At 68.8% G+C, this 20,187-nt stretch carries 20 protein-coding genes; 6 read left to right on the top strand and 14 right to left on the bottom strand.

Annotated elements, in window-relative coordinates:
* Window positions 1-6: 6 nt before the first annotated feature.
* Genes EZ313_RS08095 through gspG form a run of 10 tightly spaced genes read right to left on the bottom strand, consistent with a single transcriptional unit; the run spans window position 7 to window position 9,101 of the window.
* Complete coding sequence (locus EZ313_RS08095) at window positions 7-1,401, bottom strand: GspE/PulE family protein (protein WP_135262664.1); 1,395 nt, start codon at window positions 1,399-1,401, stop codon at window positions 7-9.
* On the bottom strand, window positions 1,401-3,620 hold the full coding sequence (gene gspD, locus EZ313_RS08090; RefSeq protein ID WP_135262663.1) for a type II secretion system secretin GspD: 2,220 nt from the start codon (window positions 3,618-3,620) through the stop codon (window positions 1,401-1,403). The genes EZ313_RS08095 and gspD overlap by 1 nt, the downstream gene beginning before the upstream one ends.
* A 4-nt stretch (window positions 3,621-3,624) precedes the next feature.
* A complete protein-coding gene (gene gspN, locus EZ313_RS08085) occupies window positions 3,625-4,419 on the bottom strand; it encodes a type II secretion system protein N (protein WP_240788559.1) in 795 nt (264 codons plus the stop codon).
* A gap of 20 nt (window positions 4,420-4,439) precedes the next feature.
* Window positions 4,440-4,922 carry a type II secretion system protein GspM gene (gspM, locus tag EZ313_RS08080; RefSeq protein ID WP_240788558.1) on the bottom strand — a complete coding sequence of 161 codons (483 nt, stop codon included), beginning with the start codon at window positions 4,920-4,922 and terminating at the stop codon, window positions 4,440-4,442.
* A complete protein-coding gene (gspL, locus tag EZ313_RS08075; RefSeq protein ID WP_135262662.1) occupies window positions 4,919-6,127 on the bottom strand; it encodes a type II secretion system protein GspL in 1,209 nt (402 codons plus the stop codon). Before gspL ends, gspM begins: the two co-directional genes overlap by 4 nt.
* A gap of 52 nt (window positions 6,128-6,179) precedes the next feature.
* Complete coding sequence (gene gspK / locus EZ313_RS08070) at window positions 6,180-7,163, bottom strand: type II secretion system minor pseudopilin GspK (RefSeq protein ID WP_276606944.1); 984 nt, start codon at window positions 7,161-7,163, stop codon at window positions 6,180-6,182.
* Window positions 7,160-7,852: a PulJ/GspJ family protein gene (locus EZ313_RS08065; RefSeq protein ID WP_135262661.1), complete on the bottom strand. Its 693-nt coding sequence runs from the start codon at window positions 7,850-7,852 to the stop codon at window positions 7,160-7,162. Before EZ313_RS08065 ends, gspK begins: the two co-directional genes overlap by 4 nt.
* A 1-nt stretch (window position 7,853) precedes the next feature.
* On the bottom strand, window positions 7,854-8,210 hold the full coding sequence (gene gspI, locus EZ313_RS08060) for a type II secretion system minor pseudopilin GspI (RefSeq protein WP_135262660.1): 357 nt from the start codon (window positions 8,208-8,210) through the stop codon (window positions 7,854-7,856).
* Window positions 8,207-8,686 carry a pilus assembly FimT family protein gene (locus tag EZ313_RS08055; RefSeq protein ID WP_135262659.1) on the bottom strand — a complete coding sequence of 160 codons (480 nt, stop codon included), beginning with the start codon at window positions 8,684-8,686 and terminating at the stop codon, window positions 8,207-8,209. Before EZ313_RS08055 ends, gspI begins: the two co-directional genes overlap by 4 nt.
* On the bottom strand, window positions 8,661-9,101 hold the full coding sequence (gene gspG / locus EZ313_RS08050) for a type II secretion system major pseudopilin GspG (protein WP_135262658.1): 441 nt from the start codon (window positions 9,099-9,101) through the stop codon (window positions 8,661-8,663). Before gspG ends, EZ313_RS08055 begins: the two co-directional genes overlap by 26 nt.
* A gap of 40 nt (window positions 9,102-9,141) precedes the next feature.
* On the opposite strand from gspG, the gene EZ313_RS08045 reads away from it, so the two are divergent.
* The gene (locus EZ313_RS08045; protein ID WP_240788557.1) at window positions 9,142-9,609 is read left to right on the top strand and encodes a type II secretion system protein N; all 468 of its coding nucleotides are present in this window, start codon (window positions 9,142-9,144) and stop codon (window positions 9,607-9,609) included.
* A gap of 8 nt (window positions 9,610-9,617) precedes the next feature.
* Here EZ313_RS08045 and cobS read toward each other — a convergent pair whose 3' ends face one another.
* Window positions 9,618-10,445, bottom strand: coding sequence for an adenosylcobinamide-GDP ribazoletransferase (cobS, locus tag EZ313_RS08040; RefSeq protein WP_135262656.1), 828 nt, complete (start codon window positions 10,443-10,445; stop codon window positions 9,618-9,620).
* Complete coding sequence (gene ilvA / locus EZ313_RS08035; protein WP_135262655.1) at window positions 10,445-11,989, bottom strand: threonine ammonia-lyase, biosynthetic; 1,545 nt, start codon at window positions 11,987-11,989, stop codon at window positions 10,445-10,447. Before ilvA ends, cobS begins: the two co-directional genes overlap by 1 nt.
* A gap of 344 nt (window positions 11,990-12,333) precedes the next feature.
* Between ilvA and EZ313_RS08030 the strand changes: the two genes are divergently transcribed.
* Window positions 12,334-13,413 (top strand): site-specific integrase, encoded by a 1,080-nt coding sequence (locus EZ313_RS08030; RefSeq protein WP_240788556.1) that lies wholly within the window; start codon window positions 12,334-12,336, stop codon window positions 13,411-13,413.
* Window positions 13,414-13,456: 43 nt separating this feature from the next.
* Here the strand turns inward: EZ313_RS08030 and EZ313_RS08025 are convergent, their stop codons facing one another.
* Window positions 13,457-14,554 carry a porin gene (locus tag EZ313_RS08025; protein ID WP_240788555.1) on the bottom strand — a complete coding sequence of 366 codons (1,098 nt, stop codon included), beginning with the start codon at window positions 14,552-14,554 and terminating at the stop codon, window positions 13,457-13,459.
* Window positions 14,555-14,973: 419 nt separating this feature from the next.
* On the opposite strand from EZ313_RS08025, the gene EZ313_RS08020 reads away from it, so the two are divergent.
* On the top strand, window positions 14,974-15,438 hold the full coding sequence (locus tag EZ313_RS08020; RefSeq protein ID WP_135262654.1) for an OsmC family protein: 465 nt from the start codon (window positions 14,974-14,976) through the stop codon (window positions 15,436-15,438).
* On the opposite strand, the gene coq7 is transcribed toward EZ313_RS08020, so the two are convergent.
* Window positions 15,435-16,052 carry a 2-polyprenyl-3-methyl-6-methoxy-1,4-benzoquinone monooxygenase gene (gene coq7 / locus EZ313_RS08015; protein WP_135262653.1) on the bottom strand — a complete coding sequence of 206 codons (618 nt, stop codon included), beginning with the start codon at window positions 16,050-16,052 and terminating at the stop codon, window positions 15,435-15,437. The two genes, EZ313_RS08020 and coq7, sit on opposite strands and share 4 nt — an antisense overlap.
* 295 nt (window positions 16,053-16,347) lie before the next feature.
* Here coq7 and EZ313_RS08010 point away from each other — a divergent pair, with 295 nt between their 5' ends.
* The 3 genes from EZ313_RS08010 (at window position 16,348) to EZ313_RS08000 (ending at window position 20,033) form a co-directional block, all read left to right on the top strand.
* Window positions 16,348-17,469: a porin gene (locus EZ313_RS08010; RefSeq protein WP_135262652.1), complete on the top strand. Its 1,122-nt coding sequence runs from the start codon at window positions 16,348-16,350 to the stop codon at window positions 17,467-17,469.
* Window positions 17,470-17,565: 96 nt separating this feature from the next.
* Complete coding sequence (locus tag EZ313_RS08005) at window positions 17,566-18,348, top strand: DUF3047 domain-containing protein (protein WP_240788554.1); 783 nt, start codon at window positions 17,566-17,568, stop codon at window positions 18,346-18,348.
* Window positions 18,349-18,449: 101 nt separating this feature from the next.
* Window positions 18,450-20,033 carry an ABC transporter substrate-binding protein gene (locus EZ313_RS08000; protein ID WP_135262651.1) on the top strand — a complete coding sequence of 528 codons (1,584 nt, stop codon included), beginning with the start codon at window positions 18,450-18,452 and terminating at the stop codon, window positions 20,031-20,033.
* Window positions 20,034-20,187: the final 154 nt, after the last annotated feature.

Raw genomic sequence — 20,187 nt, 5'->3', positions numbered from 1 at the left:
CTGCTCCTAGTCGCGCGTGACGCGCAGCACTTCCTCGAGCGAGGTGATGCCCTCGCGCACGAGGCGTTCGCCGTCCTCGCGCATCAGCGTCATGCCGATGGCGAGCGCCGCGTCGCGGATGTCCGCTTCGGACGCGCGGTTGTGGATCAGCGTGCGGATCTTCTCGTCCGCCAGCATCAGCTCGAACACGCCCGTGCGGCCCTGGTAGCCGGTCTGGCCGCATTCCCCGCAGCCGCGGCCGGCGCAGTGCGAGCACAGCTTGCGCACCAGGCGCTGCGCGAGCACGCCCAGCAGCGAGGAGCTGAGCAGGAAAGGCTCGACGCCCATGTCGGTGAGTCGGGTGACGGCGCTCGCGGCATCGTTGGTGTGCAGCGTCGCGAGCACCAGGTGGCCGGTGAGCGAGGCCTGGATGGCGATCTGCGCCGTCTCGTAGTCGCGGATCTCGCCGATCATGATGACGTCCGGGTCCTGCCGCAGGATGGCGCGCAGGGCCTTGGCGAAATCGAGGTCGATCTTGGCGTTGACCTGCGTCTGGCCGATGCCGGGCAACTCGTACTCGATCGGGTCTTCCACCGTCATGATGTTGCTGCTGCCCGCGTCCAGCCGCGACAGCGCGGCATACAGCGTGGTGGTCTTGCCCGAGCCGGTGGGGCCGGTCACGAGGATGATGCCGTGCGGCTGGCCGATCAGGCCGAGGAAGCGGCGCAGCGTGTCGCCCTTCATCCCGACCGCTTCCAGACTCAGCTTGCTCTCGCTCTTGTCCAGGAGGCGCAGCACCGCGCGTTCCCCGTGCGCGCTGGGCAGCGTGGAAACGCGCACGTCCACCGCGCGCGTGCCGATGCGCAGCGAGATGCGGCCGTCCTGCGGCAGGCGCTTCTCGGCGATGTCCAGGTCGGCCATGATCTTCAGGCGCGAGATCAGCGCGGCGTGCAGCGCGCGATTGGGTTGCACCACTTCGCGCAGCGTGCCGTCGACACGGAAGCGAACTGAGGAGTGACGCTCGTACGGCTCGATGTGGATGTCGCTCGCGCCGTCCCGCGCGGCCTGCGTGAGCAGCGCGTTGAGCATGCGGATGATGGGCGCGTCGTCGCTGGTCTCCAGCAGGTCTTCCACCGCCGGCAGCTCCTGCATCATGCGCGAGAGGTCGGCTTCGTTCTGCACCTCGCTGACCACCGTCGCCGCACTCGACTCGCCTTGTGCGTAGGCCGCGCTGATGCGCTGCGCCAGCGCGTCGGGGTCGAGCTGCTGGAGCGCGCGCACCGGGAACTTGCGCATCACCTCGCTCCAGGCGCTGGGCGCGGGCGCGGCCGCGTGCCAGAGCGTGAACGCCTGGCCGTCGTCTTCCACCAGCAGCTGGTGGCTGCGGGCGAAGCTGTAGGGCAGGGGATAGCGGGTCGGCATCAGCGGGACGGGTTGGCGGGATCGGCGGGCGCGGCGGGCGGCAGCGGTGTGGGACGCGGCAGCGGGGTCACCGGCGCGGCGCCGGGAGCGGCCAGTTCGGCGGGCACGGGCGGCGGGGTGGGAGCGGCGGCCGGCGCGCGCGTGGACGTGGCGGGCAGCACGGGGCCGGCGTTGATCGGCACGACGATGCTCGGCGTCGGCTGCGCGGCTTCCTGCTTCAGGCGCATCAGGTCGTAGCGGTCCAGCGAGAGTTCGTCGCTTTGCGGCGCGTCGCGCACGACGATCGGCCGCAGGAACACCATCAGATTGGTCTTGCGCCGCGTGCGCGCCTCGCTCCTGAACAGGTTGCCCAGCACCGGAACGTCGCCGAGTCCGGGAATCTTTTCCTGGTTGCCGTTGTATTCGTCCTGCAGCAGCCCGCCCAGCACCACGATGGCGCCGTCGTCGACCAGCACGTTCGATTCGATGGAGCGCTTGTTGGTGATGAGGCCCGTCGCGGAGTTGATCGACGCCGCCTGCACGCTGGAGACCTCCTGGAAGATCTGCATCTTCACCGTGCCGTTCTCGTTGATCTGCGGCCGCACCCGAAGCGTGAGGCCCACGTCCTTGCGTTCGATGGTCTGGAACGGGTTCACCGAGCCGTTGGTCGCACCGGTGTTGGTGAACTGTCCGGTGACGAAGGGAACGTTCTGGCCGATGACGATGCGGGCTTCCTCGTTGTCCAGCGTCAGCAGGTTCGGCGTGGACAGGATGTTGGCGTCGGCGTTCGACTCCAGGAACCGCGCCAGCGCGCCCAGGTAGTAGACGCCGCCGAAGTTGCGCAGCAGGCCGAGGTTGACGCCGTTGGACGGCGGCGTGATCTGGCCGCTGGCCGCGCCCAGCTGCAGGTTGATGATGTTGGCGCCGCCCACGTTGAAGTTGGTGCCCAGCACGCCGATGTTCTTGTCGCCCTTGTTGCCGAACGCGTTCTGCCACTGGATGCCGAATTCCGCCGCCTTGTCCGCGTTCACCTCGACGATGAGGCTTTCGACGAACACCTGCGCGCGGCGCGAGTCGAGGCGGTCGATCACCGCGCGCAACTGCCGGTACTGCGGCTCGGGGGCGCTGATGATCAGCGAATTGGTCGCCGGGTCGGCCTGGATCTGGCCGCCCGTCGAGGGCTGGGCCGTGGGTTGCGCGGCGGCTGTCGCCGGGCTGGCGCCCGTCCCGCCGGCGATGCCGCCCATGCTGGGTTGGGGGGCAGAAACGGCTGCGGTGCTGATGGTGCCGGGCGCGCTGGTGAAAGCGCCGGGCGCGCCGGGCGTGCCCGTCGAGGGAATGGCGGCCATCGCAGCGCGCAGTGTCGTCGCCAGCCGCACGGCATCGGCGTTCTTCAGGTAGACCACGTAGATGTTGCCGGTCGGGTTCTGCGCGGTCGGCTGGTCCAGACGCGAGACGAGGCTGCGCACCAAGTTCAACCGCGCCGGGTTGGCCGCGCGGACGATCAGGCTGTTGCTGCGCGGTTCGGCGATCACGGTGGTGCGGAACGAAGTGTCCGCCTGGCCCTGGCCGGCCGCGACCGGCGTCGCGCCGCCGGTGTCCACCAGCCGCTGCACGACCGGGGCGAGGTCCGAGGCCAGGCCGTTCTGCAGCGGGATCACTTCGACGTCGGTGGCGTTGGCGATGTCCAGCGCCGCGATGATGCGGCCGATGCGCTGCAGGTTGTCGGCGTAGTCCGTGATCACCAGCGAGTTGTTGCCGGGGTTCACGTTGATGGTGTTGTTCGGGCTGATCAGCGGCCGCAGGATCGGCACCAGGTTGTTGGCCGTCTCGTGGCTGAGGCGGAAGATCTGCGTGACCACCTGCGATCCGCCCGGGGGCGGCCCCACGGACACGGAGCCGGTCTGCAGCTTGGCATCGGCCTCCGGCACCACCTTGAGGAGGCCCGCCGAGTCCACCACCGTGAAGCCGGACAGCCGCAGGGTGGAGACGAACTGGTTGAAGGCGGTCTGCGGCGGCACCGGCCGCTCGGTGGACAGCGAGATCGTGCCCTTCACCCGCGGGTCGACCACGATGTTGCGACCGGTGATCGCACCCATCGTGCGCGCCACCGCCTCGATGTCGGCGTTGACGAAGTTCAGCGTCACCGGCTCGCGCTGGGCACTCTGCGCGTGCACGCTGCCGGGGCCGGCCAGGACGGCGGCCACCAGGAGGGGGAGCAGGGCACGGGGGAAGTTCATGACGTCAGCCTATGGTGATGATGGAGCGGGGGCCGTTGCGGCGCCCGATGATGTTCAGCAGGTTGGCCAGGGCCGCCTCCCGGTCGGGCGCGGCGCTGGCTTCGCCGGTGAAGCGCAGGCGCGATCCCACCCACTGCCCGTTCCCGGACAGCTGCAGCGCGCCCTCCAGCGTCGACAGCTGCACGGTCGGGACGGCGCCTCCCGCGATCGCCACGCGGTAGCTGCCCAGGGGGCGCAGCGTGGACACCCGAGAGGCCATGCGTTGCGCGGTCATCTCCGCCCTCCCGTTCACCGCCATTCGGCCTTCGGTCCATTCTAGTGACAGCGACTGCGTGCGAAGCAGCAGTTCGCCGTCGAGCTGGAGCGTGTTCCAGGGCGTGCCCAGGCCGCCCAGGAGCGACGCCGGCCACTGCGAGGAGCCGTCGGCCACGCGCAGCGAGGCGCTGCGCCAGCCCGGTCGCCAGTCGAACGACACGGGGGCCGGCGTGCAGCATTCCGACGACAGCGCGACGTGCAGGGCGCCGAAGCCGGGGCGCATGCGCCAGGTCAGTCGCGTGGGCAGGGCGGCGGCGTCGCTGCTGCCGGCCCCGCCGGTGAGCAGCAGCCGGGCGGAGCCGTTCCAGATCGTGCCGCGCGGGTCGGCCAGTTGCACCTGGCCGCCGGTGGCCGCGACCACGCGTGCGGCGAGCCAGGACGCCGGCATGAAGGCCGGCAATGCCAGCGCCAGCCCGAGCAGCACGCCGCCGGCGGCCCAGCGCCACGGAGCGGGAGCGACGGATCTGATGCTGGTGCGGGCCACCCTGGGCGTCTTCCGGCAGGTCAGCGCGGCGGCAGCGTGAGGACCACCGTGCCGTCCCAGCCGCCGGTGGCGCCGCGGGTCAGGCGCGCTTCGGACGGCACCGCGCGGGCATTGACCCGGGCCTGCGACAGCCACGTGGCCAGCGCATCGGGCGGCGCGCCGGTCAGCGTCAGGGTGACGCGCTCGCCGGCCACGACCATGCGCGCGCTGGTGCCCAGGCGCTGGCGTACGGCCGCTTCCAGCAGCCGGAGCGACTCGTCGGGGTTCTGCCGGGGTTGGCCTTGCAGCGCCTGCGCCTGCTGCTGCAGCGCACGCATGCGCGCAAGCTGCGCATCCAGCGCCTGGTGCTGCGCGTCCGATGCGCGCAGCACGGCCAGCGCCGGCGCCACGGCCAGCCACCAGAGGAGGCCGAGGAGGACGACGGCCCCGGCCACGCCCGCCAGCATCTTTTCGCGCGGCGCGAGGCCCGCCCACGCGGCCGACCACTTCGGTGAGAGCTTCACGGCTGGGCCTCCGGCCGCACGACCAGCACGTCGCCTTGCAGGTTGGCCGCGTAGCCCTGGGTGCGAAGGCCCTTGAGCAGCGGCTGTGCTTCCGCCTCGTTGCCGGTCAGGCCGCGCACACGCACTTCGTTGCCGGTGAATTCGATGCCGGTGGCCGTGCGCCCCGGCGGGGCCGCCGTGGCGACCACGCCCAGCACCGTCTCGAGGTCCCGGCCGGAAGGAGCGCCGGTGGCCTGGCGCAGGCTGGCCACTTCGCGCTCCATCTGCAGCGGGGCGTCGACGACCGCGCGAACGTTCGGGAAGGTTTGCGTGAGCAGGTTGCGCGTCGCTTCCCGCTTGGTCGACAGCGCCGATCGCTCCTTCCACGCCCACGCATTGAGGCCGGCCAGCTGCACCAGCAGCAGAAGCGCGACGCCCCAGCGGGCGGGACGCCATTGGGGTGAGCGCAGGAAGCCGGCCCAGCCCGTGGACAGCTTCTTGAACGCGCGGTCACGCCCGGAACTGGCGAAGTCGAACTGCGCCAAGTCCCAGGCGCTGCGGGCGGCGAGCAGCAGTCTTTCGGCGGGCTGCTGCAGCTGCGGCGGATGCTGCATGACCTGTTCCGCCAGCACCGCGACCGCGGGCTCGGACACCACGGGGGTGGTCTCCGGCAATCCCGGTAGAAGCGCGAGCGAGCCGCTGGTGAGCGGCAGGAGGAACACGCCTTCTCGACCGGCGCAGACCAGGCGTGCCGCTTGCGGCTCGCCGATGGCGAACAGCGCCGGATCGCCCTCGGGCGCGAACTCGGGAACGATCCTGGAAGCCGGCCGTCCCGCGTTCTCCATCGCCTGCATCGCGGCGCGCAACCAGGCGCGATCGCACACGGACACCCACACCGGCCCGCCCGGCTGCGGGCGCGGTTCCAGCGCGAAATGAAGGTTCTCCGGTTCGTCCAGCAGCCGGTCTTCGAGCAGGCCTTCGAGCACGGCGCGCAATCTGGGGGACCGCGGGCCCAGGCCCTTGGGCAGTTCGACACGGTGCCAGGACAGGGCGGCCGCGGGCGCGACCAGCACCACTTCGCTGCCGGCGCCGGACACCGGCGGCAGCAGCGCCACCGGCGCGGCCGCGTGATGGCTGACGGCTCTGCCGTTGCTGGAGACAACGTACTCGAGTTCGGTCTGCGCCGTGACGGGCGTGGCCGGGAGCAGGACGTAGAGCGAACTCATGGGACGGGGGATTGTAGGGAGGCTGGTAACTCAGCCGTATGACGTCGAAGCGTCAGCGTGTCGCGGGCGAGAGCGTGACCGTGCTGCGGTCCAGCACGCCCCGCTCGCGCCGCAAGGTGCGCACGTCCAGGCCGTCGCGCTGCACCAGCGAGCGTTCCTCCACGATGAGCTGGTCCATTCGCAGGCGGCCCCGCACCTCGAAGAAGCGCGACGAGACGCCGACCGTGCCTTCGGTGAACGCGGCGGCATGGCCGGGCATGGATGAACTCGCGTCCGCGATGCCGCGGAAGGGCGACTGGGAGCGCCGGGCGACCAGTTCCTGCGCTTCCGCCTGGTTGATGCCGTTCACGGCCGCGAAGATGACTTCGGGCGCGGCCGTGTTCAGGTTCACCGGCGTGCGTGCCGGAAGCAGCGTGACGTACGGGGCCAGCGTCGCCACCGTGCCCTGCGAAAGGCCGAGCCAGACGAGCTGTTCGACCTGCTGCGGCATCAGCGGCGCCTGCGACGCCGAGCGGTTGTCGGTGCTGATGTCCGAGGCGAAGCGCAGGTTCTCGGCGAGGCGGTTGAGTTCGGCTTGCGGCAGGCCCAGCAGTTCGAAGAGCCGCTGGAAACTGCGGTAGCCCGACTCCGAGACGCGGCCCGCCTCGAGCAGGTTGTTGACGTTGAGCAGGGCTTGCTGGTCGGTGACGACGCCGGACAGGAAGACGTTGTCCGCGTCGCCGGCATCGGCCGCCGCGCCGCCCGACTGCGCGGCCAGGAAGGTGGAAAGGCGCGCCTCGCGCAGCGGCACGGCCCAGGGCTCCGCCAGGTGGTCGCCGCCGCCCGAGCGCGCGTCCTCGCGCAGGATCAGGCGCGCCCAGTCGAGTGCGCCGGTCAGCACCCACGAGGCCTGAACACGGGCGCGCTCCGCCGCTTCGACTTCGACGGCCCGCCATTGCTGCCAGAGTGCCGCGGCGGCGAAGGTGGCCACCAGAGTCACCGTGAGCATGGCCGTCAGGATGGCGGCGCCACGCTGGCGCCCTCGGGCGGGTCTCACGACTTGCCTCCGCCGAGAGTCGGTCGCACCCAGTCGCGCACCAGGTCACCCGTGATCGCCTGCCCGCCCGGGAGCGACAGCACGATGCGCACGCCATCCGGGATCTGCGGTGCGCGGCTTCCGACCGGCCCCGGACTGGACGGCGTCCCGGTGGCCTGCATCGCGTCGCTGGAAAGGGGGTTGGTCCAGGCGTCGGCCCGGTAATAGAACACCTGCCAGTTGTCGAGGGCCGTGACCGCGACCGCCGCGGCATCTTCCGCGCCGCCCTGGCCCTGCGCCCACGCGTCTGCCCGGGCCCAGGCGTCCTCGACCTGGCCGCGTGTGGTGAGCGGCGGCGACTGCCAGCGCATCCAGCGCGGCGCGCCGTCCCGCACGCGGCGGCTCCAGCCGACCACGATCACCCCTTCGTTCGCCGCCGCCGATGCGGGCCGCGTCAGGCGCAGCACGCGGCCGTTCCAGTCGATCGCAGGCAGCTGCGGCAGCTGCACCAGCGCGTCCAGGTCCGTGCTCCACTGGGCCAGGCCGATCTGCAGACCGTGGATCTCGTCGGCGCGGGCCTGCGTGACCTCCTGCGCGCGCACCATGCCGTCCAGCCCGCGCCAGCTGAGCATCGCGACGAGCGCGAGCACGAACAGCGCGACCATCAGTTCGATCAGGGTGAAGCCGGCCGACCGGCGCCGCGCGGCCATCTCAGAACCTCCCGACCACGGTGGAGATGCGCAGCACCGGCGAGGCCGCCTCGAACACCTGCGCGTCCACGCGCAGGAAGTTGGGGTTGGGCGTCGGCGCGACGGTCAGGGCCACTTCGAAATCGGTGTTGCCCTGGCGGCAACCCGTGCGGCGCTCGCCGGCGCCGGGCATCTGGCGCGCCAGGCGCACGCGCACCAGTTCGTTTTCGGCGCAAATCTGGGCGAGCAGCACGCTCGACTGGCGAAGCGCGTTGGTCGTGAGGGCCGCGGTGGCCTGCAGGCCGGCGACGAGTGCGATCGCGACGATGCCCAAGGCCACCAGCACCTCGATCAGCGTGAAGCCGCGGGACTTCTTCATGGCGAGACCTCGGCGATGACGAACGGGCCCAGCCCGTCGGTCACGATTCGCAGCATCCTTCCGGGGCCGGCGATCGAGCCGAGCACCACCTCCTGGCGGCCGATGATCGGTTCGGGCCCGAGCACGACGCGCCCGGCGCCTTGCACGACACGGGTTTCCTGGTGCAACCAGTGCTGCGGCAGCGCGCCTTCGGGCAGGCCTTCGAAGCGGAAGCCGCCTTCCACCGCGTGCCAGACCACCGGCACGCCGGTGGTGCGCGATTGCGCGCGGGCGGATTCGAACAGCGCGGAGAGACGCCGGGCTTCCTGCTCCAGCCGCGTGCCGGAGTCGTCGCGCAATGCGAAGGCGACGCCCGCGGTGGCGATGGCGATGATCGCCACCACCACCAGCAGTTCGATCAGCGTGAAGCCGCGCTGCAGGAGCGATGCGGCAGGGCGGCGTGCGACACCGTCACTGCCAGGAGCCGACGTCCGCATTCTTGCCCTCGCCGCCCGGCTGGCCGTCGGCGCCGTACGACATCACGTCGATCTCGCCTTTCACGCCGGGGTTGAGGTACTGGTAGGGACGGCCCCAGGGATCGTTCGGCAGGCGCTCCAGGTAAGGCTTCCAGTTGATCGGCTGGGGGCCGGCGGCGGGGCGCGCCACCAGCGCCTGCAGGCCCTGTTCGGCCGTCGGATAGCGCTGGTTGTCCAGGCGGTACAGCTTGAGGGCCTGCATCAGGTTGTTGACGTCTGTGCGCGCGGCCGTCGCGCGCGCGTCGTCGGCCCGATCCAGCACGTTGGGCACGATCAGCGCGGCGAGCACGCCGATGATGACCAGCACCACCATCAGTTCGATCAGGGTGAAGCCAGCCTGCAGCGTGCGGCGGAAAGCAAAACGGAAAGGGGTCATCACAAATGTTGGAGCAAATCCGTTCAATGATAATCGTCGGATGGTGAGCGACAGGGCGGGCAACTGGACAGTGCGCGGCGTGACCTTCGTGGTGTGGGCCGCGGCTGCCGCAAGCGCCGCCTATTGGGTCATGAAGTTTGCCGGCGCCGATCCTTCGGTGCCGCGCGTCGCCGCCGCTACGCGCCAGCCCGCACCCGCCGACCCGATGGTGGTCGCCCGCATGCTTGGTCACACGGCGGGACAGACGGCCCCGGTGCAGACGGCGGCGCAGCCGCCGGTGTCGTCGCGCCTGAGCCTGCTGGGCGTCGTGGCCAACCGCTCGCAGCGCGGGACGGCGCTGATCGCGGTGGAGGGCAAGCCGCCCCGGCCCTACCGCGTGGGCAGCATGGTCGACGAAGGGCTGGTGCTGCAGTCGGTGCAGCCGCGCAAGGCGGTTCTCGGGCCGTCGATCGACGGGCCCCCTTCGGTGACACTCGAACTGCCGACGCCGCCCATGGCCGGACGCTGATCGGCGAGTCAGCGCGCGCCCAGCGCGCACGCCGCGCCTAGATAGAAGGCCAGCTCGCAGACCTGCTGGGTGGCGCCGAGGCCATCGCCTGTGAATCCTTGCAGCCTGCGCGCAAGCAGGCGGTGCATCCACAGGAGGCCGAACGCGCTCGCCGTCAGTCCGGCGCCCACGAAATCGAGACCCTGCGCGAGAGCGGCCACCGCCAGCGGGACCACGCACCAGGCGGCGCCCACCGCCAACGCGCGGGCCGGGATCGCGTCGGCTAGCGGCTTGCTCTTGGACCCGGCGGCGTCTCCGATGTGGGGCAGCGTGCGGATCACCAGCAAAGGCCAGAAGCGGGAGACGACGTGTCCGGCCAGCAGCGCGGCCAGGGCGGCGGTGGGCGAGACGGCGCCGAGCACGGCCAGGAGGGCGACCTTCACCAGCAGCACCATGACCAGCGCCACCGCGCCGTAGGTGCCGATCCGTGAGTCCTTCATGATCTCCAGCGCGCGCTGCCGGTCGGGCGAGCCGCCCAAGCCGTCGGCCAGGTCGGCCAGGCCGTCCTCATGGAAGGCGCCGGTCATCCAGACCGAACAGGCTGTAGCGGCGGCCGCGGCGGCGAGCGGGGTGAACGCGGTCGTCGGCAGGAAGAGCGAAACGATGGCGAATGCGGCGCAGGACGCGATGCCGACCAGCCAGCCCACGCCGGGAAAGTGCGCGGCGCTCGCGCGAAGCATCTCGGGGCTGAAGCCCACCCACGTCGCGAGAGACCGGGTGACGGGCAGCCGGGTGAAGAACTGGACGGCCACGAGGTAGTGGCGCAGGAACGCCGTGGTCCGGGGCGCCGGCGCCATCAGCTTTTCAGGAAGAGCCGGTAGACCGGGTTGTCGGTTTCTTCCACAAACGGGTAGCCGAGCGTGTCGAGGAAGTCCCGGAACGCCTTGCCGTCGGCCTGCGGCACCTGCAGGCCCACCAGGATCCGGCCGTAGTCGGCGCCCTGGTTGCGGTAGTGGAAGAGCGTGATGTTCCAGCTCGGGCGCATGTGCGAGAGGAACTTCATCAGAGCGCCCGGCCGCTCCGGGAAGATGAAGCGCAGCAGGCGCTCGTCCTGGGCCAGCGCCGAGTGGCCGCCGACCATGTGGCGCACGTGCTGCTTGGCCAGCTCGTCGTGAGTGAGGTCCAGCGCCTCGAAGCCGTGCCGCGTGAAGTTGGCGGCGATGCGCGCCGACTCGCCCTTGCCGTGCGTGGTCAGGCCGACGAAGACGTGGGCCTGCTGCTCGTCGCTGATGCGGTAGTTGAACTCGGTGACGTTGCGAGGGCCGCCGGGCAAGGCGCCGATCAGCTCGCAGAACCGGCGGAAGCTTCCGCGCTCCTCGGGGATCGTGACCGCGAACAGGGCCTCGCGCTCTTCCCCGACCTCAGCCCGCTCGGCGACGAAGCGCAGGCGGTCGAAGTTCATGTTGGCGCCGCACAGGATGGCGGCGTAGGTCTCGCCGCGCGTCCTGTTCTGCGCCACGTACTGCTTGATCGCGGCCACGGCCAGCGCGCCCGCGGGCTCGACGATGGAGCGGGTGTCGACGAACACGTCCTTGATCGCGGCGCAGACCGCGTCCGTGTCGACCGTCATGAATTCGTCGACCAGCTCGCGCGCGAGCCGGAACGTTTCCTCGCCCACGAGCTTGACGGCGGTGCCGTCGGAGAACAGGCCGACGTCGGAGAGGTTCACCCGCTTGCCGGTCTGTACCGACTGCAGCATGGCGTCGGAGTCGTTCATCTGCACGCCGATCACCTTGATCTCGGGCCGGACCGCCTTGATGTAGGCGGCCACTCCCGAGACCAGGCCGCCGCCGCCGATCGCGACGAAGACGGCGTCCAGCGGCCCTTGGTGCTGGCGCAGGATCTCCATGGCGATGGTGCCCTGGCCGGCGATCACATCAGGATCGTCGAAAGGGTGGATGAAGGTCAGGCCCTGGCGCTCGCACAGCGCCGCCGCATGCGAATACGCATCGGAGTAGCTGTCCCCGTGCAGCACCACCTCGCCGCCGAGCGCCTTGACCGCGTCGATCTTCAGCTGTGGCGTGGTGACCGGCATGACGATCACCGCCCGCGTGCCCAGCCGGTGGGCCGACATCGCGACGCCCTGGGCGTGATTGCCGGCCGACGCGCAGATCACGCCGCGCCGAAGCTCCTCGGGCGTGAGCTGCGCCATCTTGTTGTAGGCGCCGCGCAGCTTGAAGCTGAAGACGGGCTGTTGGTCCTCCCGCTTGAGCAGCACCTTGTTGTGCAATCGGCGCGAGAGTGCCTTGGCCGGATCGAGAGCGGACTCCACCGCGACGTCGTAGACGCGCGCAGTCAGGATTTTCTTGAGGTAGTCCGCAGGTGTGAGTTTCTTGCGCATTCGAAAAGCCGGTCCGGCCCGGTGGGTGCGAGCGAGGCAACCTTGGTTTGTGACGGCCGGGAGGCTGGTAACACTTTTCCGCTCATTTGGGCCCGGCGATTGCCACGCCCGTGCAGGAGACATTGTCCGTGTATTTGGCTCAGCCGCCCGCAGCCAACGATTCGGCGTTCCGTGCCGTGCGCGGCCGCACGGTGCCGATCCCGGAGACGCTGACGTCCATTCCGGGTTATCCCGAGAAGCTGCGCATCTTTCGAATCAAGGCCAGCCGCTTCTGGCAGGTGCGTTGCTGGTTCAGGGGCAAGACCTACACGCGCAGCCTGCGCACCACGTCCAAGCGCAACGCCATGAGCCTTGCGCGCTGCTTTTTCGACGAGCTGGCCGGCCGGCTGTTCCGTCCTGAGGGCGATGAGTACGACGTGCCGGCGCCGCGCCTGTTCGGGCAGCTTGCCGAGGCGATGTACCTGCACGAGACGGAGCGGCACGTCCGGGGTGAATTCAGCCGGGGATCGCTGCAGGTCATGCGCAACCGGCTGGACCTGCACATCCTGCCGGAACTCGGCGCGCGCCCGATCCAGTCGATCGCTCACGTGCAACTGCAGGCACTCGTGGCGCGCCTGGGCCGGGAGGGCTACTCCAGCACGACGATCGCGCAGTACCTGGTGATCGTGCGCAAGGTGTTCAAGCTGGCGCGCCAGCTGGGCCAGTTGCGCGAAATGCCGGAGTTTCCGGTCGTCAAGGTGCATTCGACGCCGCGCGGTGGTTTCAGTGTCAGCGAGTACGCCCGCATCCTGCGCACAACGCGCCGCCTGTGTGGCCAGATGCATCCCGTGGCGAAGACGCTCGGTGACAACAAGCGGTTCTGGATCCAGCGCGATCTTCTGGTGATGCCGCCCGACGTGGCGTGGGCGATTGCTTTCATGGTGAACACCTTCATCCGGCCGAGTGATCTGAAGGTCATGCGGCATCGTCATGTGGAGGAGGTGCGAGGCGCCCATGTCTACCTGCGCATGAGCCTTCCCGAGACGAAGCGGCACGACAAACCTGTGGTGTCCATGCGTGCGGCCGTACGCATTTACAAGGCCCTGAAGGCGGCCGCGGCGCAACACGGCGGCGGGGGGCCGGACGACCATCTCTTTCTCCCGCACATTCCGAACCGTGAGCACGCACTCGCGGTGCTGAACTTCCACTTCCAGTGGGTGCTGAAGGAGTGCGGCCTCACCTACGGGCCATTGGGCCAGCGGCGCACCTTCTATTCGCTGCGGCACACGGCGATCAGCTTCCGTCTGCTCTATGGGCAGGGGATCGACATGCTCACGCTCGCGCGCAACGCGCGCACCAGCGTGCAGATGATCGAGCGGTTCTATGCCGCCAGCCTGAGCGGCGAGATGAACGTCGGTCTCCTGCATAGCCGACGCGCAAAGTAAAAAGGCCGCCCGAGGGCGGCCTTCAAGTTTCTTCCTGGTGCGCTCAGAAGGTGTGGCGCATTCCGAAGTCAAAGCCCGACGATGAGCCATTCGCGACGGGGCCGGGCGCGGCACCCGGCACAGCCGAAGACGTCGCGCCGTTGCTGTTGCGCACGCGCGCGTAGGTCGTGTACAGGGCGGTGCGCTTGGACAGGTTGTGGACGTAGCCCACGGCCATCTTGCGGCTGCGCGGCTCGGCCGTACCCGTGTCCACGTCGTACTGGGACAACGAAGCGCGCACCTCGCCCGAACCGACGGGAACGAGGGCTCCCACCAGGAAGCCGCGGCCCTCCTGCGTACCGGCCTCGTCGAAGGCGAAATGGCCCATCAGCTTGGCCCAGCCGAAGTCCCATTGGACGCCGACGTTGTTCTGTTTGAAGTCGCCAGCCGCGGACGATTTGGTGCTGCTCAGGCCAATTGCGACGTTGAGGGGGCCGGAGGAATAGCCGATCCGGGCGCCCAAGCCGTTGCCGTCGTCTTCCGCGACGCCCGCGGTGCTCGGATTCTCGCCGCGGTAGTGCTGGATCTGGCCGTAGAAGCCGCCCAGGTTGCCCGGCAGGAAGTAGCCGATGCTGTTGGAAGCCCGAACGGCGGTCGCGCCGGTGATAGCGCTACCAGTGACGCCCAGCAGCGTCTGAGTGGTGCCCGCCCCGTTCGTGCCGAACGGATCGAACACGGTCAGGTTCCAGAACTGCGGCGTGTAGTCGCGCCCCAGCCGCACTTCACCCCAGCCACCCGCCAAGCTGACCGTCGAACGGCGGTTGAAGGTCAGGCCTTGCGTGCCGGGCCGAACCGGAGCGTTGGCGCCGGTGGTGGCGTTGAAAGCGCCCACAGTCTGGTTGTTGGCGTTGGTCGCGGCGCCCTGCCCATCATCGTTGGACATACCGGCTTCCAGCCAGAAGGACGCGGACATGCCGCCGCCCATGTCTTCCGTCCCGCGGAACCCGAGGCGCGAGCTGTTGTAGCCTGAGTTCGTCAGCCGGAAAACACTGCCCGCACCGGTACCGCTGTTCGTCACGCGCTGCAAGGTAGCGTCCACCACGCCGAACATCGTGACGGAAGACTGAGCGGACGCGAGCCCGGCCGTTGCAAGGGCAGCCAAGGCAGCTACGCTTTCCGCCGATCTCCTGGGCTTCCTGTCGGGCTCCCTCCCTCGGTAGATGCGCGCCGAAGCTTTTGATGTCGAGCTTGCGCAGTCGCACGGCGGTCGTTCAGGACAGTGGTTCGCCGTAACCGCATGCTGCTGGCCGCGTCGTTCCTCAGGATGCAGCCCGGCAACCAGCGAGCGCAGCGCTCTTCCCAGTATGCGACAGCCAATCAGCTCTGCAAGAGTGAAAAAAGCCCCCGGACCTTGCGATCCGGGGGCTAAGTCCACCAAAGGAGAGGTGGAGGAGACAATCGTCAGCACAACGACATCGCTATGCTTCGAGACCAGTATAGGCCCAGACTTGCTGCGACGCAGCAAGGCGGCTCGAAGATACGGAAACCTACGTACCGGATCTGTAGTCCGGAAGGAACACGATGGAATGCACCGTCACTTGGACCGGCGCGACAGGCGCGCGGTCCGGCATGGGGTTTGTGGCTGAAACGGGTAGCGGGCACGTGCTCGCGATGGACGGCGCGCCAGACGAGGCGCGTCCGGATCACGGCGGCCGCAACCTGGCCCCGCGCCCCATGGAAACCGTGCTGGCGGGCACCGGCGGTTGCACGGCGTACGACGTCGTGCTGATCCTGCGGCGCGGCCGTCATGCAGTGACGGGCTGTTCGGTGCAGCTGAAGGCGGAGCGCGCCACCACCGATCCCAAAGTTTTTACCGCGATCCACATGCATTTCACCGTGAGCGGAAAGGCGCTGCCGGCGCCCGCCGTCGAGCGCGCGATCGCCATGAGCCACGAAAAGTACTGCTCCGCGACCGCGATGCTGGCCAAGACGGCGACCGTGTCCACCAGCTTCGAGATCGTCGAGACGGGCCGAAGCGCTGATTAGATGTAGTGCGCCGTGGTCGTCATGACCTTGGCCGCGGCGCGCATCAGGACCTTCACCGGCACGGGAAGTTCGATGCCGCCTGCCATGGACGCCTGTGCCGCGTGTGTCGCCTCGTCTTCCTTCATCTGCGCCACGATCGCACGGGAGGCGTGATCGGTGATCGGTAGCCTATCGAGGTGTCCGGCCAGGTGGGCCTCCACCTGGCGCTCGGTTTCCACGATGAATCCCAGGCTGACGCGGTCGCCCAGGCGCCCGGCGACCAATCCCAGTGCGAAGGCACCCGCATACCAGAGCGGATTGAGCATCGAGGGCCGAGCGCCGAGTTCCTCCAAACGGCCGCGCGTCCACGCCAGATGGTCGGTTTCCTCGCGAGCGGCGCGCTCCAGGTGACTGCGCACGGCCGGCTCGCGCGTGCCCGCGGCTTGCGCCGTATAGAGCGCCTGCGCGCAGACCTCGCCCACGTGATTGACACGCATCAACGCCGACGATTGGCGTCGCTCCTCCAGAGTGAGCGCTGTCTCACTTTCTGGAACGACAGGGCAGGGCCGCACGGGCCGGGAGGGGGCGAACAGGGTGCGAAGAGCGCTGTCGGCGGCGCCGAGAAGTCGGTCCATGCCGCCAGTGTAGGGTCCGCCCGGCCGAGCCGCGGCTGCGTAAAACGTCACGCCCGGATGAGCCTGCGAGGCGGCTTTGTTGCACGGTTTCCACGCAACCCCGCTCGCTTGTTGTGGACCAGCAACGAAACTCCCGGTCGCGGGCTAAATACTTTGCCTAGGAAAAGACCCTCTGGTGCAATAGCGCCAACTTCCCAAAAGGAGGTTGGCCCGGGGATCCGGCGGGAGCACCAACGTGCCTCATCAGGTGAGCCCTTCGCACCGGAGCCCTATGTTTAACCTTGGAGAAACTTGCATGAAGAAATCTCTAGTTGCCTTGGCTGTGCTGGCCGCCGCCGGCGCCGCCTCCGCCCAGTCGTCGGTCACGCTGTTCGGTATCGTCGACGCGACCCTGCAGATCGGCCGCGGCTCGATCACCGATCGTATGCAACTGACCCACTCGGGCTACAACAGCTCGCGTCTGGGCTTCCGTGGCACGGAAGACCTGGGCGGCGGCATGTCCGCCTCCTTCTGGCTGGAAGCCGGCATGGAGAACGACAACGGCCAGGGCCAAGCCACCAACATCAACAACCAGGTTTCCGGCACGGGCACCGCTGCGGCGTTCACCGCCGGCGGTGGCAACGGCCGTCAAGGTCTGACCTTCAACCGCCGCTCCACGGTCAGCCTCGCCGGCGGCTGGGGTGAAGTGCGCCTGGGCCGTGACTACAGCCCGCAATTCTGGAACCTGACCACGTTCGATCCGTTCGGCACGAACGGTGTCGGCACCACGCAGACTCTGGTCGGCTCGCTGGGTGGCCCGACGAACGTCCGCGCTTCCAACAGCATCGGCTACTTCCTCCCGGGCAACCTGGGCGGCTTCTACGGCCAGGTCCAGCTGTACCTGGGTGAGAACGCCGAAGACGGCGGCGCCGCTGAAGATGATGGCCGCGGTGTTGGCCTGCGCCTGGGTTACGCCGCTGGCCCGCTGAACGTTGCCTTCGCGATCGCCCGCACCGACTTCGCCTCCGCGGCCGCTGGCGCCACGGGTGTCGGCACCGGTGAGATCACCACCGTCAACCTCGGTGGCCAGTGGGACTTCGGTTTCGCCAAGCTGATGGCGCACTACAACCGTGACACCGTGGACTTCCTGGGTGGCGAAGTGGATAGCGACGGCTTCCTGGTCGGCGCCCTGGTGCCGGTCGGCGCCGGTGAGATCCGCGTGTCCTACTCGCAGACCGAGCTGGACGCCCTGGCCGAGCCCCGTACCCGCAAGCTGGCCCTGGGCTACGTGCACAACCTGTCCAAGCGCACCGCCCTGTACACCACGGTGGCCCGCGTGCGCAACAACGGCGGCGCCGCGGTTGCCCTGGGTGGTTCGACCACCGCTGCGAACACGAACTCCACCGGCTTCGACTTCGGCGTTCGCCACAGCTTCTAAATCGAAAGCTGGTTCGCCAGCCTGAAAATAAGAAACTTGAAAGCCGCCTTCGGGCGGCTTTTTTTATGGGGGGTGCCATTTGAGCGAGGCGGACGTTTGCGGCTGAAGGTGGTCAGGAGCGGTGCGTGCGCGGCCATCGCGAGCGCCGCCGCATTCCTGGCCGGATGCGCTTGCGCTCCCCCGGCTGTCGATGGCATCGCAGCCACCGAGTGGGCGCAAGCCTCGCGGTTTGCGCCGGGCAAGCTCGTACCGCCGCCGCGCTGGGAGCACATGCCGCTGCCCGGCAAGGCGCAGGTTCGATTCGTTGGTGTGCACAACGACGATCGCGCCGCGCTTTCAGCCACGGCCGAATCGGCGGCGAGCGTGGTGCGGCAGCGCGTTCGCATCGAGCCGGACGTACTCGGCCGGCTGCGCTTTTCCTGGAAGGTGCCGCAGCTCATCGAGACGGCGGACCTCGCCACGCGCGAGGCCGACGACGCTCCGGTGCGCGTCATCCTGGCGTTCGAGGGAGACCGCTCCCGCTTCTCGCCGAAGGACGCGCTCCTGTCCGAGCTGATGCGCACGCTCATGGGGGAGGAGATGCCGTACGCGACGCTGATGTACGTGTGGTGCAACAAGCGGCCGCCGGGAAGCGTCGTGCGAAGCCCCCGGACGGACCGGATCCGCAAGCTGGTGCTGGAGTCGGGACCTGGCCGCCTCGGCCAATGGATCGACTACGACCGCGACCTGCGCGCCGACTTCCAGCGCGCCTTCGGTGAGCGGCCCAGCGCGCTGATCGGCATCGCGGTCATGACGGACAGCGACAACACCCGCAGCACAACGAACGCCCTCTACGGCCCTCTGCGGCACGTCTCCCCGGCCGCGCGCGACGGCCGCTGAGCGTCCCTCGCATGACCCAGGTCCGCCGGGGGAAACCCTTTTGACGCGGGTGGGCGGCCACTGCATAGTCCCCGCTTTCCCAACAATTCAAGAGGGTTTCGATGAAGATCAAGTACGCACTTCTGTGCGCCGCCGCGGCGGCCGCCGTGGCCGCCACCCCGGCCGTGCAAGCGAAGACGTTCCGCTGGGCGAGCGCTGGCGAGATCTCCACCTGGGACATCCATTCCCAGAATAACGCGCTGCAGAACGGCATCCACGCCGCGGTGTACGAGTCGCTGGTCTACTACAACAGCCGCAACTTCAAGCTCGAGCCCGTGCTGGCCACCTCCTGGAACCAGGTGACGCCCACGCAGCTGCGGGTCAACCTGCGCCAGAACGTCAAGTTCCACGACGGCACGCCGTTCACCGCCGACGACGCCGTGTACTCGCTGCAGCGCGGGATGATGAAGACGTCGAACTTCACGCCCTACACCGCAGGCATCGACCGCGTGGTGAAGGTCAACAACAACACGATCGACATCTTCACCAAGAACCCCAACCCCGTGCTGCTCAACCAGCTGACCGAGCTGCGCATGATGAGCAAGGCCTGGGCGGAGAAGAACAACTCGGTCGAGCCCAAGGACATCCGCAACGTCAACCAGGAGACGTACGCCAACCGCAATGCGATGGGCACGGGCCCGTTCATGCTCAAGCAGTGGGTGCCCGACCAGCGCATGGTGTTCGAGCGCAACCCGAACTGGTGGGGCAAGCTCGAAGGCAACCTGACCGAGATCGTCTACACCCCGATCAAGTCCGAAGCCACCCGCGTCGCGGCGCTGCTGTCCGGCGAGATCGACCTTCTGCTCGACCCGAGCCCGCAGGACCTCGGCCGCCTTCGCAACAACGCGAACCTCAAGGTGATCGACGGCGTCGAGAGCCGCACCATCTTCTTCGGCCTGGACACCTTCCGCGAAGAGCTGCCCGGCTCCAGCGTGAAGGGCAAGAACCCGCTGAAGGACCAGCGTGTGCGCAAGGCGCTGGCGCAGTCGATCGACATCGACAGCCTGATGCGCGTGACGATGCGCGGCCTGGGCCAGGCCACCGGCACGCTCATCGCGCCGCAGGTGAACGGCTGGACGGAGGAGCTGCACAAGCGCGCTCCGTACGACCTCGAAGGCGCCAAGAAGCTGCTGGCGGAGGCCGGCTATCCGCAGGGTTTCGAGGTCGACTTCGCCTGTCCGAACAACCGCTACATCAACGACGAGGAAATCTGCCAGGCCGTCACTGCGATGTGGTCGCGCATCGGCGTAAAGGCCAAGCTGCGCACCCTGCCGCTGGTGACCTACTTCCCGATGATCCAGCGCTACGAAGCCAGCATCTACATGCTGGGCTGGGGCGTGCCGACCTTCGACGCGATGTACAGCCTGCAGTCGCTGGTGCGTTCCGTCGGCACCGACGGCGACGGCAACTACAACGTGGGCCGCTACAGCAACCCCAAGATCGATGCCGTGATCGACCGCGCGAAGGTTGAGACCGACACGCTGGTGCGCAATCGCCGTCTCGTCGAGGCGCTGCAGATGAGCAAGGAAGACGTGTCGCACATCCCGCTGCACAACCAGGTCATCCCGTGGGCGATGAAGAAGAACATCGAGGTGGTCCACCGTCCGGACAACCGCCTCGACTGGCGCCTGATCCAGGTCAACTGAGGCAGTGATCGCCGGGCGGCTCAACCGCCCGGCATGAACACGGCGGGGGGCGCTTGCGGGCGCCCCTCGCCACTCCTTCCACGCGAGGCGCTGCTCGTTTCCACCGGGGCTGGCCCGCAGCTTGCTCTGCTAGCATCGCCCCGCTGTTTTTCCT

The sequence above is a fragment of the Ramlibacter henchirensis genome, from assembly GCF_004682015.1.
In the GTDB taxonomy this organism is placed as follows: Bacteria; Pseudomonadota; Gammaproteobacteria; order Burkholderiales; family Burkholderiaceae_C; genus Ramlibacter; species Ramlibacter henchirensis.
The sequence above is the reverse complement of the archived record's forward strand: the minus strand, read 5'-3'. Positions and strand labels throughout refer to the sequence as shown.

Bases quoted from the DNA above. Each gene is read 5' to 3' on its own strand.
- EZ313_RS08095 (WP_135262664.1), bottom strand. From the start codon at position 1,401: ATGCCGACCCGCTATCCCCTGCCCTACAGCTTCGCCCGCAGCCACCAG.
- gspD (WP_135262663.1), bottom strand. From the start codon at position 3,620: ATGAACTTCCCCCGTGCCCTGCTCCCCCTCCTGGTGGCCGCCGTCCTG.
- gspL (WP_135262662.1), bottom strand. From the start codon at position 6,127: ATGAGTTCGCTCTACGTCCTGCTCCCGGCCACGCCCGTCACGGCGCAG.
- EZ313_RS08065 (WP_135262661.1), bottom strand. From the start codon at position 7,852: ATGGCCGCGCGGCGCCGGTCGGCCGGCTTCACCCTGATCGAACTGATG.
- gspI (WP_135262660.1), bottom strand. From the start codon at position 8,210: ATGAAGAAGTCCCGCGGCTTCACGCTGATCGAGGTGCTGGTGGCCTTG.
- EZ313_RS08055 (WP_135262659.1), bottom strand. From the start codon at position 8,686: ATGCGGACGTCGGCTCCTGGCAGTGACGGTGTCGCACGCCGCCCTGCC.
- gspG (WP_135262658.1), bottom strand. From the start codon at position 9,101: ATGACCCCTTTCCGTTTTGCTTTCCGCCGCACGCTGCAGGCTGGCTTC.
- EZ313_RS08045 (WP_240788557.1), top strand. From the start codon at position 9,142: ATGGTGAGCGACAGGGCGGGCAACTGGACAGTGCGCGGCGTGACCTTC.
- cobS (WP_135262656.1), bottom strand. From the start codon at position 10,445: ATGGCGCCGGCGCCCCGGACCACGGCGTTCCTGCGCCACTACCTCGTG.
- ilvA (WP_135262655.1), bottom strand. From the start codon at position 11,989: ATGCGCAAGAAACTCACACCTGCGGACTACCTCAAGAAAATCCTGACT.
- EZ313_RS08030 (WP_240788556.1), top strand. From the start codon at position 12,334: ATGAGCCTTGCGCGCTGCTTTTTCGACGAGCTGGCCGGCCGGCTGTTC.
- EZ313_RS08020 (WP_135262654.1), top strand. From the start codon at position 14,974: ATGGAATGCACCGTCACTTGGACCGGCGCGACAGGCGCGCGGTCCGGC.
- coq7 (WP_135262653.1), bottom strand. From the start codon at position 16,052: ATGGACCGACTTCTCGGCGCCGCCGACAGCGCTCTTCGCACCCTGTTC.
- EZ313_RS08010 (WP_135262652.1), top strand. From the start codon at position 16,348: ATGAAGAAATCTCTAGTTGCCTTGGCTGTGCTGGCCGCCGCCGGCGCC.
- EZ313_RS08000 (WP_135262651.1), top strand. From the start codon at position 18,450: ATGAAGATCAAGTACGCACTTCTGTGCGCCGCCGCGGCGGCCGCCGTG.